The 14837-nt window shown below is 65.1% G+C and carries 10 protein-coding genes; 7 read left to right on the top strand and 3 right to left on the bottom strand.

Features of this window, described 5'->3' with window-relative positions:
* Positions 1-9: 9 nt before the first annotated feature.
* Together MTX19_RS32515 and MTX19_RS32510 are read right to left on the bottom strand one after the other, a co-directional pair.
* Positions 10-1620 carry an IS1182 family transposase gene (locus MTX19_RS32515; RefSeq protein WP_280978673.1) on the bottom strand — a complete coding sequence of 537 codons (1611 nt, stop codon included), beginning with the start codon at positions 1618-1620 and terminating at the stop codon, positions 10-12.
* Between the two features lie 627 nt (positions 1621-2247).
* Positions 2248-3843 carry a gamma-glutamyltransferase gene (locus tag MTX19_RS32510; RefSeq protein WP_280980870.1) on the bottom strand — a complete coding sequence of 532 codons (1596 nt, stop codon included), beginning with the start codon at positions 3841-3843 and terminating at the stop codon, positions 2248-2250.
* 101 nt (positions 3844-3944) lie between these two features.
* Here MTX19_RS32510 and MTX19_RS32505 point away from each other — a divergent pair, with 101 nt between their 5' ends.
* Positions 3945-4718 carry an enoyl-CoA hydratase-related protein gene (locus MTX19_RS32505; RefSeq protein ID WP_280980869.1) on the top strand — a complete coding sequence of 258 codons (774 nt, stop codon included), beginning with the start codon at positions 3945-3947 and terminating at the stop codon, positions 4716-4718.
* Between the two features lie 27 nt (positions 4719-4745).
* Here MTX19_RS32505 and MTX19_RS32500 read toward each other — a convergent pair whose 3' ends face one another.
* Positions 4746-5759 (bottom strand): NAD(P)-dependent alcohol dehydrogenase, encoded by a 1014-nt coding sequence (locus tag MTX19_RS32500; RefSeq protein WP_280980868.1) that lies wholly within the window; start codon positions 5757-5759, stop codon positions 4746-4748.
* 198 nt (positions 5760-5957) lie between these two features.
* Between MTX19_RS32500 and MTX19_RS32495 the strand changes: the two genes are divergently transcribed.
* From MTX19_RS32495 to MTX19_RS32470, 6 genes are all read left to right on the top strand, one after another.
* The gene (locus MTX19_RS32495) at positions 5958-6836 is read left to right on the top strand and encodes a DUF2066 domain-containing protein (protein ID WP_280980867.1); all 879 of its coding nucleotides are present in this window, start codon (positions 5958-5960) and stop codon (positions 6834-6836) included.
* A 403-nt stretch (positions 6837-7239) separates the two neighbouring features.
* A complete protein-coding gene (locus MTX19_RS32490) occupies positions 7240-8640 on the top strand; it encodes an FAD-binding oxidoreductase (RefSeq protein ID WP_280980866.1) in 1401 nt (466 codons plus the stop codon).
* Positions 8641-8664: 24 nt separating this feature from the next.
* Entirely contained in the window at positions 8665-10314 is a 1650-nt protein-coding gene (locus tag MTX19_RS32485) for a hypothetical protein (protein ID WP_280980865.1), read from the top strand.
* Positions 10315-10325: 11 nt separating this feature from the next.
* Positions 10326-12071, top strand: a complete 1746-nt coding sequence (locus tag MTX19_RS32480) for a ferritin-like domain-containing protein (protein WP_280985650.1) — start codon at positions 10326-10328, stop codon at positions 12069-12071.
* Complete coding sequence (locus tag MTX19_RS32475; RefSeq protein WP_280980863.1) at positions 12068-13423, top strand: radical SAM protein; 1356 nt, start codon at positions 12068-12070, stop codon at positions 13421-13423. The genes MTX19_RS32480 and MTX19_RS32475 overlap by 4 nt, the downstream gene beginning before the upstream one ends.
* Before the next feature lie 5 nt (positions 13424-13428).
* Positions 13429-14829 carry an NAD(P)/FAD-dependent oxidoreductase gene (locus tag MTX19_RS32470; protein ID WP_280980862.1) on the top strand — a complete coding sequence of 467 codons (1401 nt, stop codon included), beginning with the start codon at positions 13429-13431 and terminating at the stop codon, positions 14827-14829.
* Positions 14830-14837 lie beyond the last annotated feature (8 nt).

Here is a 14837-nt window from a genome sequence, read left to right as displayed (position 1 = left end):
GAATGGCAACTAAGGGGCTGGGGCGGCTCGGAAAGCACTGACGACGAGCGACAGCGAGATTTTGGCGCGGAAGGGCCGCAAAGCAAGCCGAATGGCGCGCAGAGTGGCCGCAAGGAGGTTTGCGCCGGCAATGCGCGTCTTTTCTGCAAGGTACGCGACGAAGCGGTCGAAGCCGAGAATGCTGAGCACGCGGGTGAAGTTGTAGCAAAGCGCCATCAGGCTCCATTCGCCGCGGACCTTGTCGAAGCCGCGCACGAGAAAGTGCTGATAGCCGGCGCGGCATTTGAGTGTTCCGAAAGGGTGCTCGACGATGGCGGAACGGCGGCGCATCAATGTGGCAGCCTCGGCGCTTTGCATCCTCATGCGGTGACGTTCGAGAACGTCCTCGTGTTCCCAGCGCGCGATGCTCCGGTAAGGCGCCTTCGGGGCAAGACACCGCGCGCTCAGGGGACATGCTGCGCAGGCCGCCTTGCGCGCCAGGTAGCGGATCTCGATGCGGCCGCTCGTGTTCGTCCAGCGCCCTTCCGTCGGGCGCAGCAGCTCGCCGGCCGGGCAACGGTAGGCATCGGCGTTCGCATCGTAACTGAAGTCCTTGCGGCTGAGGCGGCCTTCCTTGAGCTTGCCATTGCCCTCGTGCAGCGGCACATAGGCAACAATGCCGTCATCCTCGCAGGCCTTCAGGTCCTCGCTGGTGGAATAGCCGGCATCGGCCGCCACCTGCAGAGTCTCGACGTCGAGGGCCTCTTTTGCCGCCTTTGCCATCTCATGAAGATGGCCCGCGTCGTTGCGGTTGACGACCTCGCTGGCAACGATGAGCGTGTGCTTGTCGTCAACGACGCTCTGCACGTTGTAACCCGCAATGGTCTGGTCGCCCTTGCTCAGAAGCCTTGCGTCGGGATCGGTCTTCGAGAGTTGCCCCTTGTCGCTTGTCTCCAGGTTCTTGAGGTCGGCTTGCGCGCGCTCGCGCCGGGCCATCAGCTCCTTCACCTTCTCGCCGACATCGCCGCTGCCCTTGCTGCCATCTCCCGGACCGGCACATCGCTTGGCTTCCTCGGCATCGTTGGCTTCAAGGGCCTTGCCATAAGCCTCGATCTCCTTGTCCAACGCGGCGATCTGTTTGGCCAGCTTCCCTTGCGTGAAGATGCTGCCCTTGCTGGCGTTACCATGGAATAGCGCCCCGTCGATCGCAACGAAGGTCCCACCGATCAGGCCGAGGTCGCGCAGGAGCAGCACGAAACTGCGGTTCGCGGCCTTGAGCGCCGCCCAGTTCTCCTTGCGGAAGTTGGCGATCGTCCGATAGCCCGGCTTCATGTTCTTCAACAGCCAGATCAGCTCCAGATTGCGGCAGGCCTCCCGCTCCAACCGCCGCGACGACCTGATCTGGTTGATGTAGCCGTAAAGGTAGAGCTTCAGCAGATCGGCCGGATCGTAGGGCGGCTGCCCCACTTCGTCCGCGGCACGATCCGCATGGCGGAAGCCGAGCTTTGAAAGGTCGAGCGCGCCAACGAAACTGTCGATCGCCCGCACCGGATTCTGCTGTCCGACATAGTCCTCAATCCGGGGAGGAAGAAGACTGGGTTGCTCCCGGCTGTCGCCGGCCTTGAACGTCCGATTCGCCATGCGCCGAATCGTACATCAACTCCAAAAAATGCCGAGTTCTTGCCCAGCCTCGACGGCGCAAGCCCTCGCGCGCAAATATTTCTGTTTTCCAGAATTGCAACTCAGTGTATGATGTCCCCGTCTCACCCGCTTGAGGGGCGCTTCGCGATCGTCACGAGTGTTGGGTCGGGATGCGGTGGACGCGGAATGCGCAACTGACGAGTGTGCATGAGGCGGACGGTGAAGTCGTGTGGTTCTGACGCCCCAGTGGCAGGTGTCTCCTCGCAAGACGCGGAACGCGTCTTTGCGAAGACGGTGACAAAAAAGCCAAGTCTCGCCGGGGAGAGCACGAAGTAAGCCGTAACCCATCGCGCAGGGAAAGCCGGAGTGTTCTTCGGTCTCACCTGTGGTCCTACCCCCGGTGCTTTTTTGTTGCACCGGGCCCATGGGTGCGATCGGCACCCGGCTTTCCCTGCGCCCTCAGTTCAAGAGAGGGTGAAACGAAATGCAAAGCTCGGACGATTCCCGTCGCGAGAAGGCGGATGTGTGAGCCACAAAATGCGCAACATACTCGGCGTCGTCCTGGCGAAAGCCTCGTAGGCCATGACGTCTCCCCGAGATGTTGTTGTTATGCTTGCCGAGACCGCCTCACGCCTCCGCCACCGCATCGCTCCAGGGCTGGAACGACTCGGTGGCGCCGCTGTTGGTCGCACCACTGCGCAGCACAACGCTCGGGCAGGCGAACTTCATCGGCAAGGTCTGGATGCGCGCCTCCTCGTAGGAGAAGCGTCTGCGCAGCGCATCGCGCACCGCCTGCGGCAGCCGCACATCGCCGATCACGACGGCGCCTTCGCTGGCGTCGATCCGCGGCTGGTGGATCGCGGTGTCGAGGTCCATGCCGAAATCCATCACGAAGGACAGCAGCTGCGACACCGCAGGCAGGATGCGGCGGCCGCCCGATGCGCCGGCAGCGAGGCGACGTCCGTCGGCCGCTTGCGCGATCACGGGCGTGTAGTTGGTCAGGCAGCGCTTGCCGCCGGCGAGCGAGTTCGGGTTGCCCGGCGTCGGATCGAACCACATGATGCCGTTGTTCATGGTCAGCCCGGTGTTCGGTGTCACGAATTTCGAGCCGAAGGTCGACAACAGCGTCTGCGTCACCGCCGCCATGTTGCCGTTGCGGTCGACCGCGGCGAAATGCGTGGTGCAGGAGGGGGCGATCGCTTCGGCACCGAGCGAGCGGCGACCGTCGACGTCGCCCATGTCCTTCAGCCGCTCGCGATACGCCGCCTGCAGCGCTTCCGCATAGGCCGCGTACGCCGTGGCATCCGGACCGCCGCGCGCGGGCTCGAACGCCTTCTGCAACAGGCCGAGCGTGCGCGCCATGGTGGGCCCCGCGGTCAATTCCGGCGTCGCGTAGACCGTGCCGCCGCGATAGGGGATCGCCAGCGGCTCGCGCAGATGGGCGCGGAAGGCGGCGAGGTCGCGCACCGACAACGCGCCACCGGCGGCCTGGATATCGTCGGCGATGCTGCGCGCCAGATCGCCCTCGTAGAAGTCGCGCGGGCCGGCCGCGGCAAGCTGCGCCATCGTCGCCTTCAGCCTGTCCTGCGGCATGCGCACCACCGACTTGATGCCCCATTGCGCGCTCGGCGGCAGGCCGTCGTGCAAATAGGCGGCGGCGCTGGCGGGATAGCGGCGGAGATCGGCGGCCGAGCTTGCGATCATCGCGGTAGTCCACCAATCGACCAGCAGGCCCTCGCCGGCGAGCTTCACGCTCGGCGCCAGCAGATCCTTCCACGGCAGCCGGGCGTGGCGGCGATGCGCCTCCTCCATGCCCGCGACCACGCCGGGCACCGCGATCGACCCGGGGCCATGCAGGTTGCGGTCGTCCTTCACGCGCGCCCAGGGGAAGAGGTCGGAGGCAGTGCCGCCGGAGCCGGTCAGCGGATAGCCCTCGATGCGCAGACTGTCGGGCGCGCGCATGCCGTAGTCGATCACTTCATGGCGGTTCTCGCGCGCACGATAGAGCACCATGGCGCCGCCGCCGCCGGCACCGCTCATCCAGGGTTCCAGCACGCCAAGCGCAAAGGTGGTTGCAATGACAGCGTCGACGCAATCGCCGCCATCAGCCAATACCTCCGCGCCGACCTCCGCCGCCCTGCGCGATTGCGCCGCGACGATGCCGCCCCTGGAGGTTACGGCGGGTTTGCGGATCACTTGCGAATTGGAGAACTGATCGGACATGGCGCTGTTTTCGCTGTTCTTGTTGCGGGTGGGTCGAGTTAGCGTAGCATGCCAAGCAAGGCGCCGTGAGTGCAACAACAAGCAATTCCGGGGAGAGGAAAATGTCCGCAGTGAAGCGCGAGCGGGACGGGGGTATCGGCATCCTGACGCTCAACGATCCAGCCAGCCTGAACGCGATGACGCCGGACTTGCTTGGCGATCTCGCGATGGCGGTTGGCGAAATGACTCGCGATGTCGACCTCCGCGCGCTGGTGCTGACGGGGGAGGGACGCGGCTTCTGCTCGGGGCAGAACCTCAAGGCGTCCCAGTCGCTCGGCGACAACATCTACACCGGCGTCATGCGGCATTATTGGCCGGCATTGCATTCTTTGCGCGAATGCCGCGTGCCGGTCGTGGTCGCGGTCAATGGCGTTGCGGCCGGCGGCGGCTTCAGCCTCGCGATGTCCGGCGACATCATCCTCGCAAGCCGATCGGCGAGCTTCATCCAGGTGTTCAGCCGGATCGGCCTGGTGCCCGATCTCGGCTCGACCTGGCTGCTGCCGCGCCTGATCGGCCGCCAGCGCGCGCTCGATCTGATGCTGTTGAACGAGCCGCTGTCGGCCGAGCGCGCCAAGGAGTGGGGATTGGTGCGGGAGGTGGTCGACGACGCAAGATTGCTCGACGAGGCGAAGGCGCTTGCGCGGCGTCTCGCCGACGGACCGACCCGGGCACTGGTCGCAACGCGGCAATTGCTCGAGGACAGCGAGCACGCAAGCTACGCCGATCAGTTCCGCCGCGAGCTCGAGGTGCAGATGGTGATCCGCGAGAACGCCGATGCACAGGAAGGCCGCAAGGCCTTCGTCGAGAAGCGCAAGGCGCAGTTCACGGGACGGTAAGCGTTGATGCCGGGTGTCTTCGACGCGCTACCCGATCGCAATGGCGATTTTGCCGAAATGCGCGCCGCTTGCCATATGCGCGAATGCATCGCTGACCTGGTCGAACGCGAAGACCCTGTCGATCACGGGCTTGACGCCGTGCATGCTAATGCCGTCGCAGAGTGCCTGCAGGTCTTCGACCGAGCCCACCGTGACGCCCTGTAGCCGTTGCTGCTGCATCACCATCAGTGGCAGCCGCGTGTCGGATGTCGCAGGACCCGCGAGCACGCCGATGAAGGCGATGGTACCGCCGATCTTCGTGGCGCGGATCGACTCGTTCAGCGTGCCGACGCCGCCGACCTCGACGACCAGATCGACGCCGCGCCCCGTCAGTTCGCGCGCCTTCTTGCCCCAGTCGGGCGTGGTCTTGTAGTTCAGCGTGACGTCCGCGCCGAGCTCCTTCAGCCGCCCGATCTTGGCCTCGCTGGAGGAGGTCGCGATGACGCGGGCACCGCACATCTTGGCGAATTGCAGCGCGAACAGCGAGACGCCGCCGGTCCCTTGGGTGAGCACCGTCTGGCCGGGCTTCGCATCGCCGAGCTTGACCACGGCGCTCCAGGCCGTGAGGCCGGCGCATGGCAACGCCGCGGCCTCGATGTCGCTCAGATGATCCGGTGTGCGCACCAGCGCTCGAACCGGGAACAGCCGGTACTCCGTCAGCACGCCGTCGACGCTGCCGCCGAGCGCCGCGCGCATCCGCGTCTCGCTTGGTTCGCCGCCGAGCCAGTCCTCGAAGAAGCTGCCGATGACGCGGTCGCCGGGCGCGAAATTCCTCACGCCGGTGCCGACCGCCTCGACGATTCCAGCGCCGTCGGAGACCGGCACCAGCGGAAATTTCTGGCGCGAGCCGTAGCCGCCTTTGACCGTCAGCAGGTCGCGATAGTTCAGGGTCGCCGCTGTCAGTCGGACCAGAACCTCGCCGGGACCGGCTTGCGGAATCGGCTTGTCGACCAGCGCGAGCGCGTCGACACCACCTGGGCCTTGCAACTCGTAGCACTTCAAAGGGCGTCTCCCGAAAAGGATTCTTGTCGCGGACGGCGCTCCCAGCCTCGCCATCCAGGACTTCAGCATATGTCAGGCCGGCCGCGCGTGGCCATAGCGCGCGACGTAGCGCGCAGCATGGTGCCCATGTTGGAACCTGTTGGCGCCGCGGGGAAAAGCGGTCAATCTGTACGGACCCAGCGCTGCGCGGAGGTGAGCATGGCTGCCTTGCTTGAGACGGGAAGGATTCTGACCGGTATGCTCATGCGCAGCGTGGCCCGGGCGATCGTCGCAGCGGCCCTGACCGGTAGCAGCGGGGCGATGGCGGCAGCGGCCGATGATCTCTACCGCGCGCAGACCGTCGTCACCGGTCAGGGCGAGCCGAACCGCATCATCGGTTTTGGCGCCTGCCTGGAGGACGTACTGATCAAGGTCTCCGGTCAGCCAGCGCTCGCGGGCGACAAGCGGCTCGGTGCGTACAAATCGAGGGCCAAGGAGTTCGTCAGCGATTTCAGCTATCATGACCAGTATGCCGGCAAGCCGCATCACGACGAGCAGGGCACCCGCGACCGCCCTTACGATCTGACGGTCAGCTTTGACGAGAAGAAGATCGACGGCCTCCTGGCGACGCTCGGCCTGAAGCCGTGGAAGGCGCAGCGGCCGGTGCTCGGCGTCTTCGTCGAGATGCAACAGGGAACGAAGAACTACATCGTCACCGCCGACGGCACGCAGTCGGACCTGCAGCGCGACGCGCTTGCGGCCGCGGCAGACAAGCTCGGGATGCGTCTTGTTCTGCCGAGTACGGCGGCGCTCGCCGCACCGAACGTCACCGCGGCCGACGTCACTAAGGTGCCGTCAGCGAAATTGACGCCGATCGTCGCGCCGCAGGGCGGCGAAGCCGCCTTGGTCGGACGGCTGGTGTGGGATGACAAGGATCTCGGCTGGGCTACGCAGTGGCGGATCGACTGGCACGGCAAGTCCTACACGTGGCGGATGCGCGGCGTGACCTTCGACGAAGCCTTTCGCCGCGGCATTGGTGGCGCCGCGCAGGCATTGTCGGGCAATGGCGATCCAGGAAAGGGCAATCGGTCCAGGTGATGCAGAAGTCGGAGAGTTCGTCGATCGCGCCGCCTCGAGCGATTGTGTCCGGAATATTTAAGCGGTTCGAGAACCGCGAGCGGATTGACTTATTGCCTGATCGGGCATTGGATATCTGCATATTTCAGAGACGGTGATTTATGCCCATGGCAACCTCAGGTATAATTACTGTGGCGGTTTCTTTCGGCCGCTTTTCCCTGTCTCCAACACCACCCTTCCAGGCCGCATCGCGAGCTGAGCGTCCCGATTCCACGACCATCGGCTAGGTGGCGATATGTGGAAGAGTGCGAGGCTCAGGCACCGCGAGGCGAGAGTCGCCCGCCTCCGCGCAGCCCATTCGCCGGCATCGGCAATTCCAACACCTGAAGCGATCGCCGAGCTCCAATCGCAGCTTGAGGGCTCCGTGGTCCTGCCGACCGACTCCAATTATCATGCCGCGCGGCAGGTTTTCAGCCAGGAATTTCAGGTCCTTCCGCAGCTTATCGTCTATTGCGAGGTGTTCGAGGACGTCAGGCATTGCCTGAAATTCGCCGAGCACCACAAATTCTGGGCGATCATGCGTTCGGGAGGCCACAGCACGGCCGGCTATTCGGTCATCTGCGACATGGTGATCGATCTGAGCCGCATGAATTATGTCGTCGTCGATGCTGCGGCGAAGCGGGCGGTGATCGGCGCCGGCGCAACGTTTGGCCATATCAATGCAGTGCTCAACGGCTACCGGCTGCACATGCCGGGCGGCGCCTGCGAGGACGTGGCGCTCGCCGGCTACATGCAGGGCGGCGGCTACGGCTTCACCTCCCGCGAATACGGCATGAATTGCGACAATCTGATCGATGCGACCGTCATGCTCGCGGATGGCAGCATCGTGCTGGCCAGCGAAACCGTGAACAAGGATCTGTTCTGGGCCATTCGCGGCGGGACCGGCAACAATTTCGGCGTGCTGCTGCAGGCGACCTACCGGTTACACGACCTCTGGAAGATCTGGGGCTTTGGTCTGCTGTGGCCGATCGAGGACGCACCTGCGGCGCTCGTCGAGCTGCAAAAGAACTACATGACCAAGGGCGTCGCGGATCAGCTGGGTTACATGGTGATCGTCACCGCCCAGCAGGGCAAGAACGTCATGCTGATGCGCGGCACGTATCATGGAAGCCGCGAAGAGGGCATGGCCGCGCTCTCTTCATTGCTGGCGATCAAGGGCGTCCAGCTGCAGGTCGACATGGTCGACACCTATCTGGCGGTGAACCGCTACATCGTCGACAAGCCCTTTCCGATCCCCGACGTGCCGAACTCGGTGATGGAGGACAAGCAGAGCGCCTACGTTTCGCGGCCCTTGAGCCTGAAGGACTGGCGGAAAATCATGGACCGCTTCGCGCAATCGCCGTGCCCATGGAGCTGGTTCGTGATCGAGCCCTATGGCGGCCAGATCAATCGCGTGCGCAAGGGCGCCAACGCATTCATCCATCGCGATGTGCTGATGAACACGTTCTTCGGCCTGTTCTGGCGGACTCCCGAGGAAAAAGGCCCCTACGAGCAGTTCCTTGACGATTTCATGAAGATGTACGCGCCCTATTGCAACGGACATTCCTATCAGAACTATCCGCGCCGTCAGCAGAAGGACTTCGCGAAGGCGTATTGGGGCGACTACTACTCGTCACTGGTGGCGATCAAGGATAAGTACGATCCCAACGGCTTCTTCCGCTACCAACAGGCCGTTGCGCTGAAGGGCAGAGGCCGCAAGCCGCCCTTGGTGCCGCCCACGCCGGGGCCCATCGTGCGCGAACCCTATTCCGCTGGCAGCGACTAGCTTCGATAGGTTGGGGAGGGATGTATGGATCGTGTCGTCGAGATGTATTTCCTGCCCCCGGTCGCGATCGCGCGGGTTGGCGGCAGCGACAATCCGCTGGAGGCGTTCGAATGGGACACCGACGTCTCGACGCACGGAGCCCATCAAACGGTGATCAAGCCCGCCGTCACGCTGGACGTCGGCGCTGACGGATCGCTTCGGCCGTATATTCCCAATGTCATCAGGTTCAAGGATGGCGATCAGCTAAGACCGGCGGCGCCGTTCTTCGAGCTGTGGCTGAGAGTCCAGTCGTCGCACGACGGCGAGGTCCGGGAGGAGAGGGCGACGCCGGCCCGGCTGGCGCAATTGGGGGCGTCGATCGACAACCTGCAGTTCAACGTGACCGTGGCCAACTGCAAGGCGCAGCGGCGAACCGGATCTCCGGCGTGCTCCTATATCGCGCGGCTCGAGGTCAGCGGCACCGACCATGAGCGCAAGCCGTTGCTTGCCATCAGCCCGCACACGCCGGGTCAGGAACCGCTGGTCTATCCGGACCATCCGATACCGCTCGGGGCGTTCCAGGTGATCAAGCCGGCGCCGGCGACGGCGATGGGCATCGACCTGTCGCAAATCCGCGTCCGCTTCACGCCGGCACGTGGCGAAGTCTACGGACCACCCAATGCGATCGCGGGCCCATCGTCGCCGGGACAGCCCGGCGACATCATCGCCGCGGCGATCTTGCCCGGCGCGATCCACGAAATCGTGCCGGCGCGCAACCGCATCCTCAACCCCGACACGCCGTGGTCGACCTACATCATGAACGCGCCGGGGCAGACCGATCCCCAGCCGTGCGATTCCTACGACGGTGCCGATGTCGGCGACTGGCGGTCCTGGGGCGTGGTCGACGACACCTGCGACGGCGTCATCTCGGCGCAACTCGTCGTCGCCGGGGCACGTTTCGTCGCGACCGCGAGGGTGCTGTCCGGCGTGCCCGACTACGCCCCGGACCGTCGGCCCTTCGCGTCGCTGGCCGGGGATCTCGCGGACCGCGAGCTGCCGCCGGTCGAGGTATCCGAGCAAACGATCAAAGAGACCGGTGCCGAGATCGCCGATCTGTTCGCGCGCGTCTTCGAGACTGCGGGCCTGATGAATCTCGACGCGGTGCGCTACAAGGCGATCCAGAGCAATATCAACGATCCGCCGCCGCCGAACTATTCCGGGCTTCCGCAGATCGACAAGCGCATGATGACAAAGGACGACAAGCCGTATGTCGACCTCACGCCGATCCTGCTGGATTCCGACAAGGTCGCGCAGCAGAGCGACGGCGTCCCGTTCCTGCCATTGCCCTATTCCGCGGTTGCGATGGCGGCGCATGCGCCGCTCACCGACCTGATCACGTTGCGGGATTTCCTGCGCACCCGCAAGGAGCATGTCCAACGACTGATCCGGCCGCCATATGGCCGCTTCTCCCAATTTGAAGAAGCGCCGGGGAAAGTCCCCAATCCGAGCTTCCGCGACTCCCGCGTGTCGCGCGACGGCCTGCATGACATGCGCATGCCGCCCTTCATGCGCGACTCCGACGAGAACGCGCTGTCCCTGACCTGGCGTGACTACGACACGCTGATGAGGTTCATCGACTTGCTGGCGGAGCAGGCCGCGGCCGACACCGCGGCCGGCCAGCCGCGGAAGGCGTGAGGACATCAGCCATGGACAAGCGATCGGGAAAGATATTTCCGCGCAATCTCACTGCCCGCGCCGCCTATCAGGTGCCCGGCAATCCGGCCGTGACGCGGCTCGAGGACGCGGTCGGCAATTGCTACCCGGGCCTCGAGGTCGATGTTCGCAATTTCGATCGCCGGTTCTTCCCGGGCCTGGTCTTTGAATTCGTCGGCCGCGACGACAACAGCGCGCCCTATGACGAACCGCAGCGTTACGGCGCGTGGCTCAGATATGTCGACTATCTGTTCGATCCGGAGCTGCAGGCGGACAACGCCGACGCACGGCGGCTGTTGCTCGATATCGAGCTGAACGCCAGCACGCTGGACGCGCATACCGACTGGTATCTCGAATGGGTGGAGCAGGCCGGCAAGCGTCTGTCGATGCACCTGCACAACCCCGACAATCCGGATTATCCCCTCGATGGCCTCTACGTCTGGCGGTTGCTGCGCGGGCTCGCGCCGGGCGCGTTGAAGATCGGGCTGAAGCGACGCGGTGTGGCCGATGGCGCCGAGGTCGTATTCGACGGCTGGCGGCGGCACTTCACTGACCCCGTCACGGGCGTGATCAGTGGCGCCTATCTGCCGGGCGAACTGCTGCAGAGTCTTTGCTCGCCCTGGCAGCATGATTTTCGCGACTGCGCCTGCATGTATTGGGCCTCCAATCATCCAGACGCTGTCTTCCAGGAACTCGAGCCCGGCGAGCGGATACTGCCGAACGGTGAGGCTGCCAATCCGCTGCTGGCCAATTTGCGGGTCGACTGGCTGCGCGCCGAGCGGTCGCGCGACGTGTCGGCGGAGGCGGCGAACACCATCGCCAAGAACCGCCCCTACCAGTTCGATCACTTCCAGATCAATCACGAGTGGCAGAACCTTAACGTCGTGCTCCACGACCGGGAGATCGATTCGGTCTACGTCCCGCTGCGGGAAAGGTATGCCAATCCGTTCGCAAGCCCGGAAGAGCTCGCGCGCGAATTGCGCGACAAGCTCGGCCCGATGGAGATGGCGCTCGCGCTCGAATATCTCTATGCGCGCTTTTCGCTGCTCTCTCCCGAGGAGGCGGCGGGATCGCATTGGAACACGATGAAGGACGACGTCACCTTCATCCGCGGCGGCCTGATGATCATCGCCACCTGCGAAATGCAGCACCTGCGCTGGGTCAACGAGCTCCTTTGGATGCTGCACGACGCCCGCCTCATCCCGTCCTACGAGCCGGTTTTACATCCGGCGAAGAAGTTGCCCGACGGGAAGGGCGGCTGGCGCGACGCTGCATTGCGCCGCCTGACGCCCGACGCGCTGAACGACTTCATCAACATCGAACGGCCGAGCGGCTTCCTCGACGGTGCCTATGCCAAGGTGATCGCGACCCTGCGATCACCGATCTATCCCGCTCATGCGATCGAGCTCGCCGAACGGATCGACAGTGACGGTGTCGACCACTACAGCCGCTTCCGCGAGGTGGAGACTGCGCTCAAGGCGTATCAGGGCGCTGAACCGGCCTTGCCGTATCTGCGGCGGGTTGAGATCGGCACGCCCAGTCAGGCGGCCGCGGCGCTCGCGATCTACCAGGACATCCTGCGCGACCTCGACAAGGGCTACACGGACTACGCGCGCGGGGGGATGACGGAGGGGGCGCCGCTGGTCAATGCCGCGCGGCTGAAGATGAATGAGCTGCTCCAGGTCGGTGAAAAACTGGCAGCGGACGGCATCGGCATTCCATTCTGGCCGCAACAATGATCACGGCGAGCCTGCCCGACGCGTCGCCTGACGTTCATCTGTTCGATACCGAATTCGGGCCGCACGCCCTGCTGGCGGACGCCTCGCAGGTCTTCGCGCTCGACGAAGAGACCAGGGAAGAGCTGCTTCGTGCGGCGGGGCTCGGTCCGGGCGCGGTGCGTGAAGCGATAGGGTTGTCGCGTCCGCTCTCAACGGCCATGGCGGCGCCGCGCGATCCGCCGCTGCGGTCGTTGTCGCTCGCGGTCGCGCAAGCCTGCAATCTCGGCTGCACTTACTGCTACGCGCAGGAGGGCAGCTTCGGCGGCAAGGCCAAGGAGATGGCATGGCGCACGGCTGAAACGGCGGTGCGCAGACTGTTCGCCGACGCGGAGAGGGGAGACACGCTCCATATCTCGTTCCTGGGGGGCGAGCCGCTTGCGGCGCGCGAATTGCTCCGTGACGCGACCGAGCTTGCAATGAGGCTGGTGCGTGCCAAGGGCGCCAACGCCAAATTCTCGGTCACGACCAACGGCACGCTGCTGCGGCCGGATGACGGCGAGTTCTTCGAGCGACATCGATTTGCGGTGACGGTGAGCCTCGACGGCATCGGGGCCGTTCACGATCGGCAGCGGCCGTTCAAGAACGGGCGCGGCAGCTATCAGCGGGCGATCGAGAATGTGATGCCGTTGCTCGCGATGCAGCGCCGCATGCAGATTTCCGCGCGTGTCACGGTGACGCCGGACAATCTCGATCTTCGCGAAACCCTGGACGGGTTCGCCGAGCTGGGATTCACCAGCGTCGGGTTCTCCCCGGTGCTGCGTTCGCCGACCGGCAAGAGCGAGCTTGCTGCGTCCGACTTCGAGGTGCTGCTCGCGCAGATGGTCGCCTGCGGGCGCGAGTTTGAGCGTCGCATGGCGCAGGGCAAGCGCTATCCGTTCGCCAACATGCACAGCGCGATGCGCGAGATCCATCGCGGCACCCATCGTCCCTATCCCTGCGGCGCAGGCGCGGGGTATTTCGGTGTGTCGGCCGATGGCAACATGTTCGCCTGCCATCGCTTCGTCGATGATGACGCCGGCGCGATGGGGCACGTCGAGACAGGCGTCGACCGGGCGCGTCAGCGGCAATGGCTCGAGGAACGTCTGGTCGATCGGCAGGAGCCCTGCCGCTCCTGTTGGGCGCGCTACCTCTGCGGCGGCGGCTGCCATCACGAGGTGATCGCCCGGGGACGGCCGGCTTGCGATTTCATCAGAGGATGGCTGGAGTATTGCCTGCAGGCCTATGTGAGGCTCTCCGTGCTTCGTCCTGACTATTTCAGCGGCGCGGCGGCCCCCGATGGTCGGGCTGCAGTCGACGTCGCGGCGTTGCCGTGACCCGCTTGACGAGCGCCGAAGTCTGCGTGATCGGCGGCGGGCCGTCCGGCGCGGCGTTCGCGGCGCGGCTCGCAGGGCTCGGCCACGAAGTCATCCTGATCGAGCGGAGCGCATTTCCGCGTTCGCGTGTCGGCGAGGCGATGGCGCCGTCGGTCTGGACTGTTCTCGACCTTCTCGGGATCTGCGACGACGTTGCGCAAGCCGGGTTCGTGCGGGTTGAGAAATCCGTGCTGCGATGGGCCGCTGAGGCCGACGAGGACGTGTCGCCGCCACCCGGTCGCTTTGGCTTGATCGTCGACCGCGGACGCTTCGACGCAATTCTCCTTGATGCGGCGAGGAGGGCCGGCGTGCGCGTCCTCCAGCCGGCAAGGGCGAAGGCGCCGCGTGCGTGCCCTGAGGGATGGCGCGTTCCGGTCGAGACGGGCGAAGGCAGCTTGCTGGTCTCGGCCCGGTTTCTCGTCGATGCCGCGGGCCGCTACTCCAATATCCGCAAGACGGAGCCGCCGGCGGGACCCCTGACAGCGGCGCTGTCGGGGCATTGGCGTGATACCCCGCTCGTCCCCGGTCCCAACCGCGTCGAGGCAGGACGGACCTGTTGGTACTGGGGCGCGCCACGATCGGACGGCGGGTTTTGCGCCATGGTCTTCGTCGATGGCGGCCAATGTCGCGGCCGGCGCCGGCGCGATATCGAAGCCGAATATCGGGACCGGCTTTCGGAGTCGTTGCTGCTGCGGGATTGTCTGCGCGGCAAGCTGGACGGCGGAGTCCGGCTCCACGAAGCCACGCCGCATCAGAGCGCCGTGTGCGTGACGGAAAATTCGATCAAGGTCGGGGAGGCGAGCTTCTCGCTCGATCCGCTGTCGTCGCAGGGCGTTCAGGCAGCGATGAATTCCGGCCTCCAGGCCGCGATCGTGGTCCATACCATGCTCACACGTCCCGAAGATGCGGGGGCCGCCATAACCTTCTATCGGGACGCCCGGAAGGACACGGTTGAGCGGCATCGCGCGGCAGCGGCGCGACACTATGCGGCGGTGGCGGGCACGACGTCGGCCCCGTTCTGGCACGAGCGCGCGGCCATACCGCAAGCTCCGGCGTGGCCGATGCCGCTGCGGTCGCCACGGACATTCGTTGGAAAGATGCGCCTGTCGCGCGATGTTCACATTGCCGATGTGCCAATCATCGAACGCGACCGCGTTACTTTGCGCAAGGGCCTGCATCATCCGGCGCTTGAGCGCCCGTTCGCCTATCTCGACGGGGTCGCGGTCGAGACGCTGCTGGAGTGCATGGCGCAGAGCGACAGCCTTGAGGCGCTTGGACACCAATTGGGGCGGGACACCAGTCGTGAGCGCGGGCGGCGCATGGTGTCGTGGTTGGTTGAGCGCAGGATCCTTGAGGCGTCGGAATGACCGGCGGC

The organism is Bradyrhizobium sp. ISRA464 (genome assembly GCF_029910095.1).
GTDB lineage: Bacteria > Pseudomonadota > Alphaproteobacteria > Rhizobiales > Xanthobacteraceae > Bradyrhizobium.
Note: the sequence above shows the minus strand (reverse complement) of the source record. Positions and strands in the feature narration are given on the sequence as shown.